Annotated in this window: 21 protein-coding genes; 8 read left to right on the forward strand and 13 right to left on the reverse strand. The window is 68.6% G+C overall.

Going from position 1 to position 18,994, the window contains the following annotated elements; all coding sequences use genetic code 11:
• Positions 1–45 precede the first annotated feature (45 nt).
• Genes N5I32_RS02980 through cobS form a run of 3 tightly spaced genes read right to left on the reverse strand, consistent with a single transcriptional unit; the run spans position 46 to position 2,527 of the window.
• Positions 46–810 carry an SDR family NAD(P)-dependent oxidoreductase gene (locus tag N5I32_RS02980; RefSeq protein ID WP_261493902.1) on the reverse strand — a complete coding sequence of 255 codons (765 nt, stop codon included), beginning with the start codon at positions 808–810 and terminating at the stop codon, positions 46–48.
• Between the two features lie 15 nt (positions 811–825).
• Entirely contained in the window at positions 826–1,548 is a 723-nt protein-coding gene (locus N5I32_RS02985; protein WP_261493903.1) for an aspartate/glutamate racemase family protein, read from the reverse strand.
• 4 nt (positions 1,549–1,552) lie between these two features.
• Positions 1,553–2,527: a cobaltochelatase subunit CobS gene (cobS, locus tag N5I32_RS02990; RefSeq protein WP_439648172.1), complete on the reverse strand. Its 975-nt coding sequence runs from the start codon at positions 2,525–2,527 to the stop codon at positions 1,553–1,555.
• Between the two features lie 225 nt (positions 2,528–2,752).
• Between cobS and N5I32_RS02995 the strand changes: the two genes are divergently transcribed.
• Together N5I32_RS02995 and msrB are read left to right on the forward strand one after the other, a co-directional pair.
• On the forward strand, positions 2,753–3,211 hold the full coding sequence (locus N5I32_RS02995; RefSeq protein WP_261493905.1) for a hypothetical protein: 459 nt from the start codon (positions 2,753–2,755) through the stop codon (positions 3,209–3,211).
• 63 nt (positions 3,212–3,274) lie between these two features.
• Complete coding sequence (gene msrB, locus N5I32_RS03000) at positions 3,275–3,748, forward strand: peptide-methionine (R)-S-oxide reductase MsrB (protein WP_261493906.1); 474 nt, start codon at positions 3,275–3,277, stop codon at positions 3,746–3,748.
• Positions 3,749–3,843: 95 nt separating this feature from the next.
• Here the strand turns inward: msrB and N5I32_RS03005 are convergent, their stop codons facing one another.
• The 3 genes from N5I32_RS03005 to N5I32_RS03015 form a co-directional block, all read right to left on the reverse strand.
• Positions 3,844–4,470 carry a J domain-containing protein gene (locus tag N5I32_RS03005; RefSeq protein ID WP_261493907.1) on the reverse strand — a complete coding sequence of 209 codons (627 nt, stop codon included), beginning with the start codon at positions 4,468–4,470 and terminating at the stop codon, positions 3,844–3,846.
• A gap of 155 nt (positions 4,471–4,625) precedes the next feature.
• Entirely contained in the window at positions 4,626–5,021 is a 396-nt protein-coding gene (locus tag N5I32_RS03010) for a hypothetical protein (RefSeq protein WP_261493908.1), read from the reverse strand.
• Positions 5,022–5,326: 305 nt separating this feature from the next.
• The gene (locus N5I32_RS03015) at positions 5,327–5,698 is read right to left on the reverse strand and encodes a DUF4177 domain-containing protein (protein ID WP_261493909.1); all 372 of its coding nucleotides are present in this window, start codon (positions 5,696–5,698) and stop codon (positions 5,327–5,329) included.
• Positions 5,699–5,886: 188 nt separating this feature from the next.
• Here N5I32_RS03015 and N5I32_RS03020 point away from each other — a divergent pair, with 188 nt between their 5' ends.
• The 3 genes from N5I32_RS03020 (at position 5,887) to N5I32_RS03030 (ending at position 7,999) form a co-directional block, all read left to right on the forward strand.
• Complete coding sequence (locus N5I32_RS03020) at positions 5,887–6,996, forward strand: class II histone deacetylase (RefSeq protein ID WP_261493910.1); 1,110 nt, start codon at positions 5,887–5,889, stop codon at positions 6,994–6,996.
• Between the two features lie 86 nt (positions 6,997–7,082).
• Positions 7,083–7,442, forward strand: coding sequence for a nuclear transport factor 2 family protein (locus tag N5I32_RS03025; protein ID WP_261493911.1), 360 nt, complete (start codon positions 7,083–7,085; stop codon positions 7,440–7,442).
• Between the two features lie 116 nt (positions 7,443–7,558).
• Positions 7,559–7,999 (forward strand): GNAT family N-acetyltransferase, encoded by a 441-nt coding sequence (locus tag N5I32_RS03030; protein ID WP_261493912.1) that lies wholly within the window; start codon positions 7,559–7,561, stop codon positions 7,997–7,999.
• Here N5I32_RS03030 and gatB read toward each other — a convergent pair.
• Together gatB and N5I32_RS03040 are read right to left on the reverse strand one after the other, a co-directional pair.
• Positions 7,996–9,513 carry an Asp-tRNA(Asn)/Glu-tRNA(Gln) amidotransferase subunit GatB gene (gene gatB / locus N5I32_RS03035; RefSeq protein WP_261493913.1) on the reverse strand — a complete coding sequence of 506 codons (1,518 nt, stop codon included), beginning with the start codon at positions 9,511–9,513 and terminating at the stop codon, positions 7,996–7,998. The two genes, N5I32_RS03030 and gatB, sit on opposite strands and share 4 nt — an antisense overlap.
• Before the next feature lie 63 nt (positions 9,514–9,576).
• Positions 9,577–10,143 carry an invasion associated locus B family protein gene (locus N5I32_RS03040; protein ID WP_261493914.1) on the reverse strand — a complete coding sequence of 189 codons (567 nt, stop codon included), beginning with the start codon at positions 10,141–10,143 and terminating at the stop codon, positions 9,577–9,579.
• A 189-nt stretch (positions 10,144–10,332) separates the two neighbouring features.
• Here N5I32_RS03040 and N5I32_RS03045 point away from each other — a divergent pair, with 189 nt between their 5' ends.
• Complete coding sequence (locus N5I32_RS03045; protein ID WP_261493915.1) at positions 10,333–10,950, forward strand: transglycosylase SLT domain-containing protein; 618 nt, start codon at positions 10,333–10,335, stop codon at positions 10,948–10,950.
• Here N5I32_RS03045 and N5I32_RS03050 read toward each other — a convergent pair.
• Both N5I32_RS03050 and pepN read right to left on the reverse strand, forming a co-directional pair.
• The gene (locus tag N5I32_RS03050; RefSeq protein ID WP_261493916.1) at positions 10,947–11,360 is read right to left on the reverse strand and encodes a hypothetical protein; all 414 of its coding nucleotides are present in this window, start codon (positions 11,358–11,360) and stop codon (positions 10,947–10,949) included. The genes N5I32_RS03045 and N5I32_RS03050 overlap by 4 nt on opposite strands.
• Before the next feature lie 234 nt (positions 11,361–11,594).
• Complete coding sequence (pepN, locus tag N5I32_RS03055) at positions 11,595–14,180, reverse strand: aminopeptidase N (RefSeq protein ID WP_261493917.1); 2,586 nt, start codon at positions 14,178–14,180, stop codon at positions 11,595–11,597.
• A gap of 133 nt (positions 14,181–14,313) precedes the next feature.
• On the opposite strand from pepN, the gene N5I32_RS03060 reads away from it, so the two are divergent.
• Positions 14,314–14,925 carry a pyridoxamine 5'-phosphate oxidase family protein gene (locus tag N5I32_RS03060; RefSeq protein WP_261493918.1) on the forward strand — a complete coding sequence of 204 codons (612 nt, stop codon included), beginning with the start codon at positions 14,314–14,316 and terminating at the stop codon, positions 14,923–14,925.
• 6 nt (positions 14,926–14,931) lie between these two features.
• Here the strand turns inward: N5I32_RS03060 and N5I32_RS03065 are convergent, their stop codons facing one another.
• Genes N5I32_RS03065 through N5I32_RS03075 form a run of 3 tightly spaced genes read right to left on the reverse strand, consistent with a single transcriptional unit; the run spans position 14,932 to position 16,629 of the window.
• Positions 14,932–15,825 carry an SRPBCC domain-containing protein gene (locus tag N5I32_RS03065; RefSeq protein WP_261493919.1) on the reverse strand — a complete coding sequence of 298 codons (894 nt, stop codon included), beginning with the start codon at positions 15,823–15,825 and terminating at the stop codon, positions 14,932–14,934.
• Positions 15,822–16,292, reverse strand: coding sequence for an SRPBCC family protein (locus N5I32_RS03070; RefSeq protein ID WP_261493920.1), 471 nt, complete (start codon positions 16,290–16,292; stop codon positions 15,822–15,824). Before N5I32_RS03070 ends, N5I32_RS03065 begins: the two co-directional genes overlap by 4 nt.
• The gene (locus N5I32_RS03075) at positions 16,270–16,629 is read right to left on the reverse strand and encodes an ArsR/SmtB family transcription factor (RefSeq protein ID WP_261493921.1); all 360 of its coding nucleotides are present in this window, start codon (positions 16,627–16,629) and stop codon (positions 16,270–16,272) included. The genes N5I32_RS03070 and N5I32_RS03075 overlap by 23 nt, the downstream gene beginning before the upstream one ends.
• A gap of 210 nt (positions 16,630–16,839) precedes the next feature.
• On the opposite strand from N5I32_RS03075, the gene N5I32_RS03080 reads away from it, so the two are divergent.
• Positions 16,840–18,984: a malate synthase G gene (locus N5I32_RS03080; RefSeq protein WP_261493922.1), complete on the forward strand. Its 2,145-nt coding sequence runs from the start codon at positions 16,840–16,842 to the stop codon at positions 18,982–18,984.
• Positions 18,985–18,994: the final 10 nt, after the last annotated feature.

The raw sequence follows: 18,994 nt of genomic DNA on the forward strand, positions 1-18,994 counted from the left end.
ACCGGGGCGCCGCAAGGGCCGAGTGAGGCAGGGGCGCAGTCCATCTCAGGTCTGCATCCGGATCGTGGCCGTCCCGTCGACGACAACATTGGCGCCCGAGACGAAGCCGGCCCGCGGGCTGGACAGGAAAACCGCCACGTTGGCGATGTCTTCCGCCGTGGCCATCCGGCCCATCGGGTTGAAGGCGAGGTTCTGGGCAAAGCCTTCCGGGTCTTCCTGGCGCACCTTGTCCCAGAACCCGCCCGGAAACAGCGTCGTCCCCGGAGAGACGACATTGGCGCGAATCCCCCTTGCCGCAACATGGCGCGACAACGACTTGATGTAGAAGAACAAAGCCGCCTTCATCGTGCCGTAGGAGACGCCGTCGTAGCCATAGTCCTCGATCCCCGAGATCGAGGAGATGGCGACGATCGACCCGGCACCGGAGCGTTCCAGATGGGGGATGGCGGCCTCTGCCGCCGCCCGCGTGTGCATCAGGTCGACGCGGAAGGCGGCCTCGAAATCCTCCGCCGTGGTGCCCGATGCCATGGCGCTGGTGTTGGCGACGACCCCGTCAAGCCCGCCCATGTGCCCTGCCGCGTCCCGGACAAAGGCCGTCAGCGCGGCCTCGTCTGCCACGTCCAGCGCGCGTCCGAAGGCGCGGACGCCCTTCGCCTGCAGCGAGGCCACCGCCTCCTGTACCGCCGCGTCGTCGCGCGCGCAGAGCGAGACGTCCGCACCCTCGTCGGCGAAGGTTTCGGCGATGGCCCGCCCGATGCCGCGCGTGCCGCCGGTGATCAGGAAGTGCTTGCCCTTCAGGTGCAGGTCCATGGGATCTCCCTCGGTTCAGAACGCGCCGGGGGCGGTGGGCATGTCCGCCACGTCTTCCAGCCTGCAGCGGCCGGTGGCCAGGTCGGCCAGCACCCCCACATGCACGTCCAGCGCATCGATCACGCGGTAGCCGGGGTCCTGCCCGTCGAAGGCGAGGTTGAGGTCGGTTCCCGCCAGAACGATCGCCTCGGCCCCCAGGTCATCGACCAACCGCCGCCCGGCGTCGATGAACAGCCGGCGCTGCTCCGTCGTGCAGGTACCGGCTACGGCCATCTCCTGATAGGCCTGCCCAAGGGTCTCGATCTCTGCGTCAAGGGCCACCGCCTCAGTCCGGCGCAACTGGCCGTAAAGCCGCGTCCGCATCACCACGCGGGTGCCCAGAAGGCCGACCCGACGGATGCCCTCGCGGCCGAAGAAATCGTCTAGCGGCGCGACCGCGGACACCAGCGGCAAGGACGAGACGGCGCGCGTTTCGTCGTAGCAGAAATGCCCGCCCAGCGAGGTGATCGCGACGCAATCCGCGCCCGCCGCCCGCAGCCGGTCGATCAGCGGCATGTATTCTTCCGCCTGCTCGGCCCGGCGATCGGAAAGGTTGTTGCGGATCAGCACGTTGATGTCGGGCGTATGGGCGATGGTCAGATTGACCGCGCCGCCCCGCCGCGCCACCTCGGCGGTCAGGCGCTGATAGTAGACGACCGTCGCCGCGACGCCAATGCCACCGATCAGGCCGATGTGCATGGCGTCACCGGATGCTTTGGCTCGCCGCGCTCTCCGGCAGTTCCTCGTCGAAGCAGCGCTGGTAGAACTCGGCCACGGTCTTGCGCTCCAGCTCGTCGCACTTGTTCAGGAAGGTCAGCCGGAAGGCATAGCCCAGGTTGCGGAAGATCTCCGCGTTCTGGGCCCAGTTGATGACGGTCCGGGGGCTCATGACGGTCGAGAGATCGCCGTTCATGAAGGCGGTGCGCGTCAGGTCGGCGACGGTGACCATCTGGCCGATCTGCCGCCGGCCCTTCTCGGTGTTGTAATGCGGGTTCTTGGCCAGCACGATGGCGGCCTCGGCGTCGTGGGACAGGTAGTTCAGCGTCGCGACCAGCGACCAGCGGTCCATCTGCGCCTGGTTGATCTGCTGGACGCCGTGGTAAAGCCCGGTCGTGTCGCCCAGACCAACCGTGTTCGACGTCGCGAACAGCCGGAAATAGGGGTTCGGCGTGATGATCTCGTTCTGGTCGAGAAGCGTCAGCTTGCCGTCATGCTCCAGCACGCGCTGGATCACGAACATCACGTCGGCGCGGCCTGCATCATATTCGTCGAAGACGATGGCGACGGGGTTCCTCAGCGCCCAGGGCAGGATGCCCTCGTGGAACTCGGTCACCTGCTTGCCATCGCGCAGCTTGATCGCGTCCTTGCCGATCAGGTCGATCCGGCTGATGTGGCTGTCGAGGTTGACGCGCACGCAGGGCCAGTTCAGCCGTGCCGCCACCTGTTCGATATGGGTCGATTTCCCCGTGCCGTGATAGCCCTGGATCATGACGCGGCGGTTGTAGGCAAAGCCCGCGAGGATGGCCAGCGTGGTGTCGGGGTCGAACTTGTAGGTGTGGTCGACCTCGGGCACGCGGTCGCTGCGGTCGGCGAAACCCTTCACCTTCATCTCGGTGTCGATCCCGAAGACCTCGCGGACGGAGATCTCCTCGGTGGGTTTCGCGGTCGTGTCCAGCATCGTCTTGCCCATTCTGATCAAGGGCCCCAAGGGGCGGGGCCGCCACCCGCGATTGATGGATCATATCGCCGGGGGGTGCAAGGGCACGGGGGGCGAATTCCGCGCGCCAGATTGCCACAAACGATGGTGCCAGCGTCTGCGCAAGCCCTGCACGAAACCTGCGCGGAGGCTGCGCCGGTGGCGTGCCAGAACCCTGGGAACGCAGCCCCAAGGCAAGAGGTTCCCATGCTCTCCAGCCCCCACATCCGGATCGCGGCCCTTTTGGGGGCCAGCGGCGGAACGGTCATGTTCGCGATCAACCTGACCGCCAACGCGGTGGCGGGCCCCGACGACTGGCTCCGGCTGAGCGCGATGGCGGCACTTGGCGCCTTCGCGGGCGGCCTGCCGGTGGCGGCACTCTTCGGGCGCGCCGGTCGGGCGGGTGCCGCCCTCGCGCTGGTCGGCGCGGTGGTGGCGACGGCGTTCGGCGCCGGCCTCGGCGCGGCGCTGGCACTCTGGCCCGGCGAAAGCCTCGCGGGGCTGATCCTCGGTCCGGTGTTCGTGGCCGCCTCGGTCGCCACCTCGCCCGCGGTCGGCGCGGCCTGGACGCTCTCGATGATCGGCGTCCAGATCGACGCGCGGCGGGCGCGGGGCCGGATCGGGGGTCAGATCACGACATTGCGATCCCGCGCGGACAAAGGCTGAGTGACCCCGGCGCCGGTTTGCGGCATGATGGCGGCCATGCCGTCACCGAGCCCGGAGGGGCCCATGCTCACCCGCAGAACCATGCTCGCGCTTGTCGGCGCGGGGCTTGCCGGGGTATCCCCCTCGGCCCGCGCCCGCGCCGAGGGCGAATTCGAATTCACCCTCACCGATGCCGAATGGCGCGCCCGCCTCAGCCCCGCGCAATACCGAGTCCTGCGCGAGGAGGCGACGGAACCCGCCTTCTCAAGCCCGCTCAACGACGAACACCGGGCCGGCCTCTTCCACTGCGCGGGATGCGACCTCGCCCTCTTCGACGCGGCGACGAAATACGACAGCGGCACCGGCTGGCCCTCCTTCTGGGCGCCGCTTCCCGACGCGGTGTCCACGAAGGCGGACTGGGGTCTCCTCGGCCGGCGGACCGAGGTGCACTGCCGGCGCTGCGGCGGCCATCTCGGCCATGTCTTCGACGACGGACCGAAGCCGACCGGCAAGCGTTACTGCATGAATGGCCTGGCCCTGGCCTTCCGCCTGGCCTGATCGCCCGGACCCCGCCCTGGCCCTTCTTCTTTTCGCAAATATCCCGGGGGTCCGGGGGCAGCGCCCCCGGCGGCCTCGCGGCTGGCCCCGCGCGGTCACTCCTTGAAGTTGCGGCTGTCCTTGATCTGGTCCCAGGCCCAGACGACCTCCTGCAGGCGCTCCTCGTCCGAGCGGTCGCCGCCGTTCATGTCGGGGTGAAGATCCTTCACGAGGCTCTTGTATTGCCTGCGAATTTCCACCTTCGTCCAGGTATCCCTGGCCTCCAGGATGTCCAGCGCCTTGCGCTCGGTCGGGGGCAGCTTCCGCCCCGCGGAACGGCCCGGGTTCTGGGTGGCGTTCGCCCCCAGAAGCTCCATCGGGTCGGCGATGCCCAGCCGGGCCCAGGCGCGGTCCTCGGTTCCGCGTTTCCCGAAGGGCTTGGTCTCGCGGCCCCAGACGCGGTCCTTGTCGATGAAGGTCTCGAACTCTTCCTCGGTCGTTCCCTGGAAGAAGTTCCACTTCAGGTTGTACTCGCGCACGTGGTCGCGGCAGAACCAGTAATAGTCGTCAAGCGAGTCGGGCGACTTCGGGGCGCGGTACTGCCCTGCCTCGGCGCAGCCGGCGTGGTCGCACAGGCGTGTCGATGTCTCGAAGGCGCCGGACATGCCGCGCTTGGCCTTGGCGCGGCGCTTCTTGTCCGACGCGGCCGAAATGTCGAAGCCGAAGGGGTCGTTCCTGCTCATCCTGCCTACCGAAAGCTCGCACTGCGACTCGGGGCACCGAGTGTAGGGCTTTTGGCCGGGCTTGGAAGGGGCAGGATGCAAAAAAGTCGGTGATATCATTCACCGCGCGGACCCACGCGCCGATGCGCGCGTGGGCGTGCCGGGGAACGCCGGGATCAGCTGGCCAGAAGCGGCAGCGCGGGTCGACGCGTCATTATCGGGCGGTTGGTGCCGGCGCCGGGGTTGAGCACGCGGACGCGGCGCGGTTTGACCTCCGGTTCGCGCCAGGCTTCGACGCTTTCGCCCGGGCGCGGTCCGATGAGAAGCGGCACATGCGCGCGGATGTCGGTCGGGCGGCGGAACACCATGAAGGATTCCTCGCGCTGGCGCATCCTGCCGAACCAGCCGCGCATCAGGATCGGGCGCATCTCGAGCCCGATGAATTCCCAGCCGGCGTCAGCCAGAAGGTCCATTTCGCGAGAGGTGAGGTCGGAGAGGGTGCTGCGGCCGGCTTTCGCGGATTTGCCACGGCGAACAGGCTTGGGAGCCTGGAAATACTTGAACTCGTACATCTGGGGTCACCACTTAACAACAACCTGAAGGTGCAGGACATTTCCTTGCCTGGCAAGTCTCTTGCGCCCGTCCTTGAGCGGCAGGCCCGGCGCAAGTCCCGCGAATCTTCACGATTCGTTATCGTTGTCAGAGGGTTAATGCGGTTAACCTTGCGGCAAGCGAGGCCCGGTTGGCCTGTCCGGCGAGAACCGATTGTCCATGTCGGGTGAAGAATGGCGCGCAACTTGCGCGAATGTTCGCGGACTGACCGCGGCCATGACATCTCACCCCAACGTGATTCCCTCGCGAGCGTGCGGGCAGGGCGTCAGTCGCCGTCCTTGCTCAGGCGCGGTTCCTTGCGCTCCAGGATCAGCGGCTCCCAGGCCGGCGTGCCTTCGGGCGTGCGCGCCGCGGTGAAGGACGGGCGCGGGGTTTCCGAGGGCGTGGCGGCAAAGCTGTCGCCGATCGGCCTGCGGAAGATCATCAGCGTCTGGTGCACGGTGACGGAGCGGCGGGCAAGGCCCACCTTGTCCTCGCGCGTGAAGGTATCGGTGCGCACGTAATCCCAGCCGTCGCGGCCGAGGCGATTCATCATCTGCACGATCGCATGGGCAAAGCGTTCATCGGCCGTCTTCGCGCCGGGTGCCTTCTCGCCCTTTTCGGGCAGGGAAACGGCCTTGTATTCGTAGCGTTGCATCGGCCCTCTCCGCTCGGGTCCCCACAAGTCCGCGCACCATAGCGCGATTCGAGGACGAGCGGCACCGGGGGCACGAAATCGGCGCCCGGGGCGGGGAAAGCCTGCAACAGGATCGTCCGGGCGGCTGCGGGGGCTTGCCAGGCGGGGGCGTGTCGGTGAACTTTGCCCTGCGAAACGCGGAGAGGCGGATGGCCACGGGATTCTATTTCGACGAACGATGCATGTGGCATTCGGCGGGGGAACATGCGTTCTTCCTGCCGGTCGGGGGCTATGTGCAGCCGCCCGCGGGCGGGCAGCATGCCGAAAGCCCCGAGACCAAGCGGCGGTTCCGCAACCTTCTCGATGTCTCCGGGCTCCTCGGCCGTCTCGAGGTGCGGACCGCACCGCCCGCGACCCGCGCCGATCTGGAGCGCGTGCACCCCGCGGCCTACCTCGACCGTTTCAAGGCGCTCTCGGACGCGGGCGGCGGCGACATGGGCGAAGAGGCGGCCTTCAGCCGGGGCGGCTACGAGATCGCGGCGCTGGCGGCGGGGCTGGCGATGCGCGGGGTCGCCGACGTGATGGCGCGCAAGGTGGACAACGCCTATGTGCTTTCGCGCCCGCCGGGGCACCACTGCCTGCCGGACAAGGGCATGGGTTTCTGCCTTCTGGCCAACATCGCCATCGCGCTTGAGGCGCTGCGGGCCGCGCAGGGACCGCTCCGGGCCGCGGTGGTGGACTGGGACGTGCACCACGGCAACGGGACCGAGGCCATCTATTACGACCGCGACGACACGCTGACGATCTCGCTGCATCAGGAGGCGTGCTATCCGACGGATACCGGCCGGGCCGGGGACCGGGGGCGGGGCAGGGGCGAGGGCTTCAACCTGAACGTGCCGCTGCTGCCGGGCGGCGGGCATCGCGCCTATCTGGATGCGATGGAACTGCTGGTCCTGCCCGCGCTCAGGGCCTTCCGCCCCGACATCATCGTCATCGCCAGCGGGCTCGATGCGAACGGCCACGATCCGCTGGCGCGCATGCTGGCCACCTCCGAGACCTTCCGCGAGATGACGCGCATGCTGAAGGCCGAGGCGGCCGCGCTCTGCGGCGGGCGGCTGGTCGCGGTGCACGAGGGCGACTATTCCGAGGTGGTCGTGCCCTTCTGCGGCCTTGCGATCGTCGAGGAACTGTCGGGCCTCGGCACCGATGTGGAGGACCCGTTCCTGGTCGCGCTGAGCGAGGGTCAGCCGGCGCCGGATCTGGTGGCCTTCCAGCGCGCGCGGCTACAGGCGCAGGCCCGTGCGACCTTCGGGGGGTAGGGCGGCGAACGAACCGGTGGCAGATGCCGCTTCGTGCGGCATGATGAGACACGATTTTCATACGTCAGCGCGGGGGGAATGGCGCGATGCAGGCACCGGACCGGGACGAGATCGAGGCTGTCGTCCGCACCTATGTCGAAGGAATGATACGGGGCGACCGCGAGATGCTGGAACGCGCGTTTCATCCCCGGATGAGCGAGATCGGCCATTATCAAGGGGAGTTGATGTGGAACGACCGCGAGCAGTTCATCGGGCTCTGCCAGGACGTCGCGGACCCCGGCGCGCCGGTGTCATGGAAGGTCCTCAGCCTGTCCGTGGCGGGCGACATCGCCTCGGTTCATATCGAGGACGACTGGGCGGGGGCGAGCTTTGACGACTACCTGCTTCTCTTGCGCAGCGAAGGCCGCTGGCAGATCGTCTCGAAGGCTTTTCGCGTACGGCCATGATGGCCGGCTTGACACATGAAGGGGCAGGCGCGCAGTCCGTGGCATCTGTCGGCCGCTGGTCTACGCCGGCCCGCGCTGGCTGCCCCGCCTGAGACCCCTTCACATCGGAGACCCGCATGACCCTGACGATCCGCCCCCTGCGCCCCGAGGTCGAGCCGGAGTGGCGCCGGCTCTGGACCGCCTACCTCGCCTTCTACGAGACCGCGGTGAGCGAGGAGGTCTACCGCACCACCTTCGCGCGGCTGCTTGACCCCGCGCGGCCTGAGCAGAAGGCGCTGGTGGCCGAGGCGGACGGACGGCTTGTCGGCCTTGTCCACTACATCTTCCACCCGCACAACTGGCGGGTCGAGGACGTGTGCTATCTGCAGGACCTCTACGTCGACCCGGAGGTGCGCGGCACCGGCGCGGGGCGCGCGCTGATCGAGGCGGTCTATGAGGCCGCCGATCGGAACGGCACGCCCGCCGTCTACTGGCTGACGCAGGACTTCAATACCACCGCGCGCCAGCTTTATGACCAGATCGCGAAGGTGTCGCCCTTCATCCGCTACAACCGTTAAAGGCCGAGTTTCTTCGCCACGAGGTCGTTGACGGTGGCGGGGTTGGCCTTGCCGCCCGTCGCCTTCAGCACCTGGCCGACGAACCAGCCGGCGAGCTTGGGGTTGGCCCTGGCCTTTTCCACCTGCGCGGGGTTTGCCGCGATGACCTCGTCCACCGCCGCCTCGATCGCGCCGGTGTCGGTGACCTGCTTCATGCCGCGCGCGGCGGCAACCTCGGCCGGGTCGGCGCCCCTCTCCTCGGTCCAGAGGATCTCGAACAGGTCCTTGGCCATCTTGCCGGAGATGTCGCCCGAGGCCATCAGGTCGAGGATGCCGCCAAGCTGGGCCGCCGAGAGCGGGCTGTCGGCGATGGCGAGCCCTTCCTTGTTCAGCCGGCCGAACAATTCGTTGATGACCCAGTTCGCCGCCTGCTTGCCGTCGCGGCCCTGTGCCACCGCCTCGAAGAAGGCGGCGTTCTCGACCTCGGCGGTCAGGACGCCCGCGTCATATTCGGTCATGCCGTAGCCGGTGACGAAGCGCGCCTTCTTCGCGTCCGGCAGTTCCGGCATGGAGGCGGCGATGTCGTCGACCCAGGCCTGTTCGATATCCAGGGGCAGCAGGTCGGGGCAGGGGAAATAGCGGTAATCGTGCGCCTCTTCCTTGGACCGCATTGAGCGCGTCTCGCCCTTGTCGGGGTCGTAAAGGCGGGTCTCCTGCACCACCTTGCCGCCATCCTCGACGATGGCGATTTGGCGGCGGGCTTCATATTCAATGGCGGCCTGGATGAAACGCATCGAGTTCATGTTCTTGATCTCGCACCGCGTTCCAAGCACCGAGTGATCGCCGGTCGCCTGATACCTTTCGTAGTCCCCCGGCTTGCAGACCGAGACGTTGACGTCCGCGCGCAGGTTGCCGTTCTGCATGTTGCCGTCGCAGGTGCCAAGGTAGCGCATGATCTGGCGCAGCTTGGCGACATAGGCCGCCGCTTCCTCGGGCCCCCGGATATCGGGGCGCGAGACGATCTCCATCAGCGCGACGCCGGTGCGGTTCAGGTCGACGAAGGACATGTTGGGGTCGAGGTCGTGGATCGACTTGCCCGCGTCCTGTTCGAGGTGGATGCGCTCGATCCGGACGCGACGGGCGACGCCGGGGCCCATGTCCACGATCACCTCGCCCTCGCCGACGATGGGGTGGTAGAGCTGGCTGATCTGGTAGCCCTGCGGCAGATCGGGATAGAAATAGTTCTTGCGGTCGAAGGCGGAGCGCAGGTTGATCGCGGCCTTGAGGCCCAGCCCGGTGCGCACCGCCTGGGCCACGCAGAATTCGTTGATGACCGGCAGCATCCCCGGCATCGCCGCATCGACGAAGGAGACGTTGGAATTGGGTTCCGCCCCGAATTCGGTCGAGGCGCCGGAGAAAAGCTTGGCACGGGAGGCGACCTGTGCGTGCACCTCAAGCCCGATCACCAGTTCCCAGTCGGAGGTCGCGCCGGCGATCACCTTGGGTTTCGGGGTTTCAAAGGTCAGGTCGAGCATGGGCGGGATCCTTCGCGCTGTCCGGGGCTTTCTAAGGGACAGGCCGGCCCGAGACAAGAAGCCCTAGCGCAGGCCGCGCGCGGTGGCTTCCGCCTCGAAATCGGCGGCGGCGGCGTCGAACGGGCCAAGATCCCAGGACCGCGACTGCATTTTGCCGTAGCGGTCGGCGAAGTCGAAGCGCCAGGCGCCGCCCGCGCGCAGGGTGGCGTAAAGCGCCGCGGCCTCCGCTCCCTCGAAGACGCAAGTGCCGCCGGTCAGGCAACCCGCCGCCGTCGCGGTCCATTGCGCCGCGCCGTCGCGTTCGATCCGGTGGCCACCCGGCAGGAACCGGGTGCCGCGCTCTGATCCGTATTCCACCCGCACGCCCTCCGCCTCGGGCGTGACGAAGACGAAATGCGCGGCGAAGTCCGGCCGGGGCGAGAAGACGTCGACCTGCCGCAGATAGCAGCGCTGACGCAGCGTGCCGTCCTCGGTCCGCTCGTCGCAGACCGAATCCCACCCGCCGAAGGGCTTCTGATGGGTCACCACCCAGTCGCCGGGCGTGTTGTTGCCGGCGCGGTCCTGCGCTGCCGCGGGCAGGCCGGACAGAAGCAGGCAGAGGGCACAAGAGACGAAGGGAAAACGTGTCATGGCAGCGCCCTAGCACGGATCACGATCACGAAGCGGTCACGTTCGGGCGAGTGGCGGCGTGCGCCGGAGGCGGCCTGCGGCGGCGAATCTCCGCCGATACGGAAAACGCGCGCTTGCACAAGGGGGTCCGATGCGGAATTTGTCGCCTGCCGGACGCGGTGGGGCCGGCCCGACAGGATGACACGCACGATGCGGCTTACGTCCCGAAAGCTTGGTCTGGTGGCGGCGGCGCTTGCGCTGTCGGCCCTCTCGGCCTGCGTCACGCCGCAGGCGACGATGGGGGCCAACCAGCTGCCGCCGATGCGCTGGGACCACCTGCCGGGAACCGAGGCATGGACCGTGTCGACGCTTCAGGCCCTGCGCGGCCATGGCGCGGCACTGGCGCTGACCGTGCCCCAGGACATCGACACCTTCTGCCCCGGCTACCGCAGCGCCAGCATGGAAGACCGGCGCGCCTTCTGGGCCGGGCTTCTGTCGTCGATCGCGAAGTACGAAAGCACCTGGAACCCCGCGGCCAAGGGCGGCGGCGGGCGCTGGATCGGGCTGATGCAGATCGCGCCGCGGACCGCGCAGGCCTATGACTGCGCGGCGCAGGACCGGGAAGAGCTTCAGGACGGGTCGGCGAACCTGTCCTGCGCGGTGCGCATCGCCGCAAGCCAGGTCGCGCGCGACGATGCCATCGTCAGCGACGGCTCCGGCGGCTGGCGCGGCATCGCGCGGGACTGGGCGCCGATGCGTTCCGCGGACAAGCGCGCGGAGATCGCCGGCTGGACCCGCAGCCAGAGCTACTGCGCCGCCAGGGGCTAGATCAGGATCGGCAGCCCGAGCCCGCCGAACTCCGCCACCAGGCGACGGGTGCCGAAGCGGTGTGCCCCCGGAAGCGACAGCCGGTCGCCCGACCGCAGGTTCAGGATGCAGCGTGTGCCTTCCCCGCGCGCCTCGTAGACGGTGACGCTGGCGATGTCGCCAAGCGCGATCTGGCGGCGGTAGCGACCCTCGAAGAAGTCCAGGCCGTCCTGCGACAGGCGAAAGCCGCGGATCGGATTGTCGGCGATGCGCCACAGCACCACGCCCACGAACAGCACCGCAAGCAGCTGGTGCAGGTGGGGCAGCGAAAGATTGTGGACAAGATAGGCGGAGGCCATCGCGGCCCCGAGCGCCAGGTAAGTTGCAGGCGTGCGCGCCTGATCGCGGTATTCGAAGATTTCACTCAACATGATCGGTCACTCGTTACACTGATGCCAGAATGACGCCGGGCCTGCGGATCGCAAAGCGTCCCGCGCATTTGGCCACGTATGCGAAACGGTTCTGCCGGCCGATGGGCCACTGTTTGCGGCGCCGGTCCTGTCCGGGCCGGCCGGCCGGGTGCTCCCCGCCCGACCCGGCCGCCGCGCCGGGGCCGGGGCCGAGGCTCGATTCGGCGGGCAGGCGCGTGGGCCGGGCGCGTGGGGTCAGGCGCCGAGGATGCGGGCCGTCATCTCCGACAGGTCGCGGCTCAGGTCCGGCGTGGCGCGGATGCGCTCCAGCTCGGCCCGGACGAGCGCGCGCCGGTCCGCGTCGTAGCGCGCCCAGGTCTCGAACGCCGTCGACAGCCGTGCCGCGATCTGCGGGTTGACCGGATCGAGCCGGAGGAGCCAGTCGGCATAGAAGCGGTAGGCTGCCCCCGAGGCGTCGTGGAAGCCCGCGTGGTTGGCCGCAAGCCCGCCCAGAAGCGCGCGCGCGCGGTTGGGATTTCTCCAGTCGAAATCGGCGTGTGCCGCCAGTTGCCCGGCAACGCCTGCGGCATGCGCGGGTGCCGCGTGAACCACCTGGAGCGTGAACCATTTGTCGATGACCAGGCGGTTGTTCCGCCAGCGGTCGTGGAACGCGGCCAGCGCCTCCGCGGCGCGGCCCGCCTCGATCAGGCAGGCCAGTGCCGCGGCCCGTTCGGTCATGTTGGTCGCACCGTCGAAAAGGTCTGCCGCCCGCGCGCCGCCATCCAGATGGTTGAGCAGCGCCAGCGCCGCCACCCGCAGCGACCGTCGCCCTGCCGCCGCCGCATCGGGCGAAAAGGGGCCGCCGTCGGCCATCGCCTCGAATGTCGCGGCCAACGGGCGTTCAAGCGCCTGAGCGACGGCGCGGGCCAGATCCTCGCGCGCGGCGTGGATGCGGTCGGGGTCGGGGGTGCGCCCGGTATCGGCCAGCGTCTGCGCCAGGTCATCCTCGGCCGGCAGGCGCAGGCAGAGCGCGCGGAAGGCGGGGTCGAGCGCGTCGTCGGCCAGAAGCCGGCCGAGGGCCGCGATGTAGTCGGGCGAGGCGGGTGCATCCTCTGCCACCATCCGCACCAGCGTGTCCTTGGCCAGCGCGCGCCCGGCTTCCCAGCGGTTGAAAGGGTCGGTGTCGTGGGCGAGCAGGAAGGCGTGTTCGGCGGCCGGGACCGAACGCTCCAGCACCACGGGGGCGGAAAAGCCGCGCAGGATCGAGGCGACCGGGCGGCTGGCGAGCCCGTCGAAGCGGAAGCTTTGCGTGGCCTCGGTCATCTCCAGCACCGTGGTCGGCACCACCTCGTCGCCGTTGGGGTTGAGAAGGCCCACGGCAATCGGGATCACGCGGGGCGGCTTCACCTCCTGCCCCGGCGTGGGCGGGGTCGACTGCGTGAAGGTCAGCGTGAAGGTGCCGCCCTGATCGCCGGGGGCCCAGTCCTCCGCCACGCTCAGCCGCGGGGTGCCCGCGTCGGTGTACCAGCGCCGGAATTGGGAAAGGTCGCGCCCGGTCGCATCCTCGAACACCTTCAGCCAGTCCTCGATCGTCGCCGCATCGCCGTCGTGCCGGTCGAAGTAGAGGTCGAGCGCGCGGGCGTAGCCGTCATCGCCGACCAGCCGCTTCAGCATCCCGATCACCTCGGCGCCCTTTTCGTAGACGGTCGCGGTGTAGAAGTTGTTGATCTCGACAAAGCTCGACGGGCGCGGCGGGTGGGCGAGCGGCCCCATGTCCTCGCGGAACTGGCGGGCGCGCAGCGTCAGCACGTCCTCGATCCGCTTCACCGGGCCCGAGCGCATGTCGGAGGTGAACTGCTGGTCGCGGAAGACCGTCAGCCCCTCTTTCAGGCAAAGCTGGAACCAGTCGCGGCAGGTGATGCGGTTGCCGGTCCAGTTGTGGAAATACTCATGCGCGATCACGCCCTCGATCCGCTCGAAGTCGAGGTCGGTGGCGGTTTCGGGGCTGGCGAGGACAAGCTTGGAGTTGAAGATGTTCAGCCCCTTGTTCTCCATCGCGCCCATGTTGAAATCGTCGACCGCGACGATGTTGAAGACGTCGAGGTCGTATTCGCGGCCATAGGTGTCCTCGTCCCACTTCATCGACCGGATCAGGCTGTCCATGGCGAAGGCGCAGCGGTCGAGGTCGCCGGGGCGCACCCAGATGTTGAGGTCGACCTTACGGCCCGAACGGGTGGTGAAGCGGTCGGGCAGGTTGACGAGGTTGCCCGCGACAAGGGCAAACAGGTAGGCGGGCTTCGGCCAGGGGTCGTCCCATTCGGCCCAGCCCGCGCCCGCGCCGACCGGGTTGCCGTTCGACAGCATCACCGGCAGGTCGCTTTCGATGCGGACGCGGAAGGGCGCCATGACGTCGGGCCGGTCGGGGTAGTAGGTGATCTTGCGGAACCCTTCGGCCTCGCACTGGGTGCAATACATCCCCCCCGACATGTAGAGCCCTTCGAGCGCGGTGTTGCCCTCGGGGTCGATCTCGACCTCCGCCTCCCAGAGGAAGGGGCCTTCGGGCAGGGCGTGGGCCGCAACCGTCAATCCCTCGTCGGTCACGACCAGGGCCGCGGCCGGCACCGGCGTGCCGTCGATCCGCGCGGAGAGGAGCCGGAGCCGTTCGCCGTGCAGGAAGAGGTCGTGGCGGCCGGGGCGGTCGGGATTGGCGGCGAAGGCGATGCGCGAGAGCACGCGGGTCGCGCGGGGGGAAAGGCGGAAGGTCAGCTCCACCCGCGCGACGCGGAAGGGGTAGGGCTGGTAGTCGGCAAGGTGGATCGTCTGCGGGCTGGCGTCTTTCATCGGGGCTCTCCGGTGCGTCACGGGGCGGAGCCTAGGCGGCACCCGCCGGATCATCAAGGGCACCGAGTTCGCAGCCGATACAATCGCGCCGCGCCGTGCTAGAGTCGAATGTGCCCCAGGGAGCCCCGGAGTCATGGCAAGCAAACTCTTCCACGACGGCAACCGGCATTTCCAGGACCTGTTCGACAGCCGCCGGATCGCCGACCGGCTGGAGGCCGTCACCTTCCGGCAGGCATTTACCGACGACGACCGCGCCTTCATCGGCAATGCGGAATTCTTCTTTCTGGCCAGCGCCGATGCCGAAGGCCGGCCCGACTGCTCGTTCAAGGGCGGCGCGCCGGGGTTCGTGCGGGTGACCGGACCGGATGAACTGGCCTTTCCCGACTATGACGGCAACGGCATGTTCAAGAGCCTCGGCAACATCTTCGCCAACCCCCATGTCGGACTTCTGTTCATCCGCATGGGTGACCGCCCCGCCCGCCTCAGGGTGAACGGCACGGCGAGCGTGTCGCGCGACGACCCCGAGATCGGGGACTACGTCGGCGCCCAGCTTCTGGTTCGGGTCAGGGCGCGGGCGATCTTTCCGAACTGTCCCCGATACATTCCGGGACAGGACGGACCCTCGATCTACAATCCCCAGGCGGGCGTCCCGCCGGTGGAGCCTGCCTGGAAAGGATTTGACGCCTTTCGCGATGCAGTCCCGCGCCGGGCACCGCCGCCACGCCCGAAGGGCAGGGCCGACTGATGTCGGCTATCGGGCGCCGATGAACCGTGCGAGCTTGCCCAGCGTCTCAAGCCCAAGCTCGACCGCGCCGAAGCCCTTCGCGGTCTGGAACTCCGCCGCCGTCGCGAAGACCATCGACAGGGTGACGCGGGTGCCCCCGCCCGGACCCCCGCCCAGATCCTCGAACGTCGCCGAGGCGTCGGCGTGCTTCGGCCCGTCCTCGCCCCAGTGCAGCGTGTAGTCGATCCGCGCCATCGCGTCGTGGCGCAGGTAGCGGTGGTGGTTGGGGTAGACGGTGCCGTCGGGGCCGATCATGTCGAACACCCATTCGCCGCCCGCGCGCAGGTCGATGCGGGTGGTGCGGCAGGAATAGCCCTCGGGCCCCCACCACTGCGGCAGCGCCTTCGGGTCGGTCCAGGCCGCCCAGACCGCCGCCACGGGGGCCGCGATGGTGCGGTCGATGACCATGGTTCGGGCGGCCAGCGCGGCCATGTTGTCAAGGCCCGCGTCGAAGCCCGCGCGATAGTCGCCCGCCATGTCGCGGTCGGCGAGCGAGGCGATCTGCACCGTCAGCGCGAGGCGCGCGCCTGCGCCCGTGTCGGCAATCTCGGCGGTGACCAGGGCGGCAGACAGCGTCCGGCCCTCGGCCTCCACGACCTCGGAGTTGACGCTGCGCCGGCCGGGATCGAGCGCCAGCCAGCGCGATTCGACGCGGAACTCGGGGTCGCCCGGCGACCGGCAAAGGGCCACTTCGCGCCCGCCCACCTTGGTGTCGGACTCAAGGTAGGTGACGCTGACCTCGGGCGAGGGCGCCGACCAGGCGGCGCGCAGGACCGGGTCGGTCCAGGCGCGCCAGAGCGTTGCCGGCGGGGCCGCGACATCGCGCGTGAAGTCGAGCGTGGTGAACCTGGCGCCGGTCATCGCATCAGCCCCTTCGCGTAGTCCTCAAGCTGGTCCACAACGGTGCCCCAACCGTCATAGAATCCCATCGCCTTGTGCGCCTCGGCCGTCTCGGCCGAGCGGTGGCGGGCGATCGCGGTATAGGTGGTGCCGCCCCCCGCCGCGTCCGACAGCAAGAGAAGCGCGGTCATGAACGGGTCGGGCGCGGGCTTCCACCCCTCGCGGTAGGCGTCGGTGAAGACGAGCCGTTCCTCCGGCACCACCTCAAGGTAGACGCCGTGGTTCTCCATCAGGTTGCCCTCGACCTCGAAGGTGGTGTTGAAGCGCCCGCCGACGCGCAGGTCGAGGTCGCAGGCGGTCACCCGGTGCGGGCGCGGCACGAAGAAATGCGGGATGTGCTCGGGCGAGGTCCAGCATTCCCAGACAAGGCTGCGGGGCACGGCGAGGGTGCGGGTGAAGTGAAGATCAGTCTTCGGATCGAGGTCCATCTGCGCGTTCCTTCATCAGTCGGGTTACGTAGTCGTCGAGCCGGTCCAGCCGCCCCTCCCACAGCGCGCGCTGTTCGTCGAGCCAGGAGCGCACCGGGGTGAAAGCCCCCGGAACAAGCGTCACGGTGCGCACGCGGCCGTCCTTGGCGGTGTCAACCAGCCCGGACGCCTCAAGCCTGCGGACATGGGCGAGGAAGGAGGGCAGCGCCATGTCGAAGGGGGCTGCCAGTTCCGTCACCGTCGCCGGTCCGCGCGCCAGTCGTTCGAGGATCGCGCGCCGGGTCGGGTCGCCGAGCGCCTGGAACAGGATGTCGAGCTGGCCGGGGGAGAGGTTCATCGCTGGCCTTAAACTTAGCTGTTCCCCTAACTATACCAGCCGGGCCCGAGGTGCAAGAAAAACTTAGCTGCTCGACTAACTATATTTCGCGAACGGTCATTTCGGGAAAGCCGGAAAATCGCGGCCCGGCAAGCGTTGAAGCCCGGGCGAGCGTCCTGTAGGACTGGTGCAGCGGCGGCATACCACCGTATGCGAGATCAGGGGAAAGACATGGCGCGGGTCGAACGGCAGGGGCTTCAGGTGGCGGATGTGCTGGCCGCCTTCATCGAGGGGCAGGCGCTTCCGGGGTCCGGGGTGACGGCAGAGGCATTCTGGGCGGGTCTGGCACGGATCGTCGCCGAACAGGGGCCGAAGAACCGCGCGCTGCTCGAACGGCGGGAGGAGCTTCAGGCCCGGATCGACGCCTGGCACCTGGCCCGCCGCGGCCAGCCCCACGACCACGAGGGCTACAAGGCCTTCCTGTCCGAGATCGGCTATCTTCTGCCCGAGGGTCCGGCCTTCGAGATCGACACCGCCAATGTCGACCCCGAGATCGCCAGCGTGCCCGGCCCGCAGCTTGTCGTGCCGGTGACGAATGCGCGCTACGCGCTCAACGCCGCGAACGCGCGCTGGGGCAGCCTCTACGACTGCCTTTACGGCACCGACGCGATGGGCAGCGCGCCGCCCGCCGGCGGCTACGAGCGCGGCCGCGGTGCGCGGGTGATCGCGCGGGCGCGCGTCTTCTTGGACGAGGCCTTCCCCATCGCGGGCACCAGCCACGCCGACGTGCGCCGCTACCATGTGAAGGACGGCCAGCTTCTGGTCGATGACCTGCCGCTGGTCCATCCGGAGAAATTCGTGGGCTACCGCGGCAACCCGCGCGCGCCCGAGGCGGTTTTGCTGCGCAACAACGGGCTGCATGTGGAACTGGTCTTCGACCGGGCGCACATGATCGGCGCGCGCGACCAGGCCTGCCTGGCCGACGTGCAGATGGAAAGTGCCGTCTCCGCGATCATGGATTGCGAGGATTCGGTTGCCTGCGTCGATGCCGCCGACAAGGTGCAGGCCTATCAGAACTGGCTGGGGCTGATGAAGGGCGACCTCGAGGAGGCGTTCGACAAGGGCGGTCGCATTGTCCACCGCCGCCTGAACCCCGACCGCGTCTATACCGCGCCCGACGGCTCCCCGGTGACGGTGAAGGGGCGCGCGCTGCTCTGGGTCCGCAATGTCGGCCACCTGATGACGAACCCTGCCATCCTCAACGCGGCGGGCGACGAGATCCCCGAGGGGCTGATGGATGCCATGGTGACGGTTGCCATCGCGCTCCATGACCTGAGGAAGACGGGCGGGGCGCGGAACTCGGTCATGGGGTCGGTCTATGTGGTGAAACCCAAGATGCACGGGCCCGAGGAAGTGGCCTTTGCCGACGAGACCTTCGCCATGGTCGAGGACGCGCTGGGCCTGCCGCGCCACACTGTCAAGATCGGCATCATGGACGAGGAGCGGCGCACCTCGGTCAACCTCAAGGAATGCATCCGCGCCGCACGCCACCGCGTCGCCTTCATCAACACCGGCTTCCTCGACCGCACCGGCGACGAGATCCACACCTCGATGGAGGCGGGCCCCTTCAGCCGCAAGGACTTCATCAAGCGAAAGGGCTGGATCCTGGCCTACGAGAACCAGAACGTCGACATCGGGCTGGAATGCGGCCTGTCGGGGCGGGCGCAGATCGGCAAGGGCATGTGGGCGATGCCCGACCTGATGGCGGCGATGCTTGAGCAGAAGGTCGACCATCCGAAGGCCGGCGCCAACACCGCCTGGGTGCCCTCGCCCACGGCGGCGACGCTGCATGCGCTGCATTACCATCGCATCGACGTCTTCGCGGTGCAGGCGCGGCTCCGGAAGGGCGGGCGGCGCGCCTATGTCGACGCGCTTCTGGAGATCCCGCTGGCGACCTATCGCCGCTGGACGCCCGAGCAGGTGCGCCGCGAGGTGGAGAACAACGCGCAAGGCATCCTCGGCTATGTCGTGCGCTGGGTCGACCAGGGCGTGGGCTGCTCCAAGGTGCCCGACATCAACGACGTCGGCCTGATGGAGGATCGCGCCACCTGCCGGATCAGCGCGCAGCATGTCGCCAACTGGCTGCACCACGGGGTAGTGAGCGAGGGCGAGGTGATGGACATCCTCAAGCGGATGGCCGAGGTGGTGGACCGGCAGAACGCCGGCGACCCCGCCTATCGGCCGATGGCGCCGGGGTTCCAGGGGCTTGCGTTCCAGGCGGCCTGCGATCTGGTCTTCCTTGGCCGCGTGCAGCCCTCGGGCTATACCGAGCCGATCCTGCACCGCCGCCGGCTCGAGGTGAAGCGGGCGGGCTAGGCTGGGAGGC

It is taken from the genome of Albidovulum sediminis, assembly GCF_025380365.1.
GTDB classification, from domain to species: domain Bacteria; phylum Pseudomonadota; class Alphaproteobacteria; order Rhodobacterales; family Rhodobacteraceae; genus Albidovulum; species Albidovulum sediminis.

Bases quoted from the DNA above. Each gene is read 5' to 3' on its own strand.
- N5I32_RS03050 (WP_261493916.1), bottom strand. From the start codon at position 11,360: ATGTTGAGTGAAATCTTCGAATACCGCGATCAGGCGCGCACGCCTGCA.
- N5I32_RS03010 (WP_261493908.1), bottom strand. From the start codon at position 5,021: ATGTACGAGTTCAAGTATTTCCAGGCTCCCAAGCCTGTTCGCCGTGGC.
- N5I32_RS03015 (WP_261493909.1), bottom strand. From the start codon at position 5,698: ATGCAACGCTACGAATACAAGGCCGTTTCCCTGCCCGAAAAGGGCGAG.
- N5I32_RS03060 (WP_261493918.1), top strand. From the start codon at position 14,314: ATGGCAAGCAAACTCTTCCACGACGGCAACCGGCATTTCCAGGACCTG.
- N5I32_RS03020 (WP_261493910.1), top strand. From the start codon at position 5,887: ATGGCCACGGGATTCTATTTCGACGAACGATGCATGTGGCATTCGGCG.
- N5I32_RS03075 (WP_261493921.1), bottom strand. From the start codon at position 16,629: ATGAACCTCTCCCCCGGCCAGCTCGACATCCTGTTCCAGGCGCTCGGC.
- gatB (WP_261493913.1), bottom strand. From the start codon at position 9,513: ATGCTCGACCTGACCTTTGAAACCCCGAAACCCAAGGTGATCGCCGGC.
- N5I32_RS03005 (WP_261493907.1), bottom strand. From the start codon at position 4,470: ATGAGCAGGAACGACCCCTTCGGCTTCGACATTTCGGCCGCGTCGGAC.
- N5I32_RS03070 (WP_261493920.1), bottom strand. From the start codon at position 16,292: ATGGACCTCGATCCGAAGACTGATCTTCACTTCACCCGCACCCTCGCC.
- N5I32_RS03080 (WP_261493922.1), top strand. From the start codon at position 16,840: ATGGCGCGGGTCGAACGGCAGGGGCTTCAGGTGGCGGATGTGCTGGCC.
- N5I32_RS03030 (WP_261493912.1), top strand. From the start codon at position 7,559: ATGACCCTGACGATCCGCCCCCTGCGCCCCGAGGTCGAGCCGGAGTGG.
- N5I32_RS02985 (WP_261493903.1), bottom strand. From the start codon at position 1,548: ATGCACATCGGCCTGATCGGTGGCATTGGCGTCGCGGCGACGGTCGTC.
- pepN (WP_261493917.1), bottom strand. From the start codon at position 14,180: ATGAAAGACGCCAGCCCGCAGACGATCCACCTTGCCGACTACCAGCCC.
- msrB (WP_261493906.1), top strand. From the start codon at position 3,275: ATGCTCACCCGCAGAACCATGCTCGCGCTTGTCGGCGCGGGGCTTGCC.
- N5I32_RS03065 (WP_261493919.1), bottom strand. From the start codon at position 15,825: ATGACCGGCGCCAGGTTCACCACGCTCGACTTCACGCGCGATGTCGCG.
- N5I32_RS02995 (WP_261493905.1), top strand. From the start codon at position 2,753: ATGCTCTCCAGCCCCCACATCCGGATCGCGGCCCTTTTGGGGGCCAGC.
- N5I32_RS02980 (WP_261493902.1), bottom strand. From the start codon at position 810: ATGGACCTGCACCTGAAGGGCAAGCACTTCCTGATCACCGGCGGCACG.
- N5I32_RS03025 (WP_261493911.1), top strand. From the start codon at position 7,083: ATGCAGGCACCGGACCGGGACGAGATCGAGGCTGTCGTCCGCACCTAT.
- N5I32_RS03040 (WP_261493914.1), bottom strand. From the start codon at position 10,143: ATGACACGTTTTCCCTTCGTCTCTTGTGCCCTCTGCCTGCTTCTGTCC.
- cobS (WP_439648172.1), bottom strand. From the start codon at position 2,527: ATGCTGGACACGACCGCGAAACCCACCGAGGAGATCTCCGTCCGCGAG.
- N5I32_RS03045 (WP_261493915.1), top strand. From the start codon at position 10,333: ATGCGGCTTACGTCCCGAAAGCTTGGTCTGGTGGCGGCGGCGCTTGCG.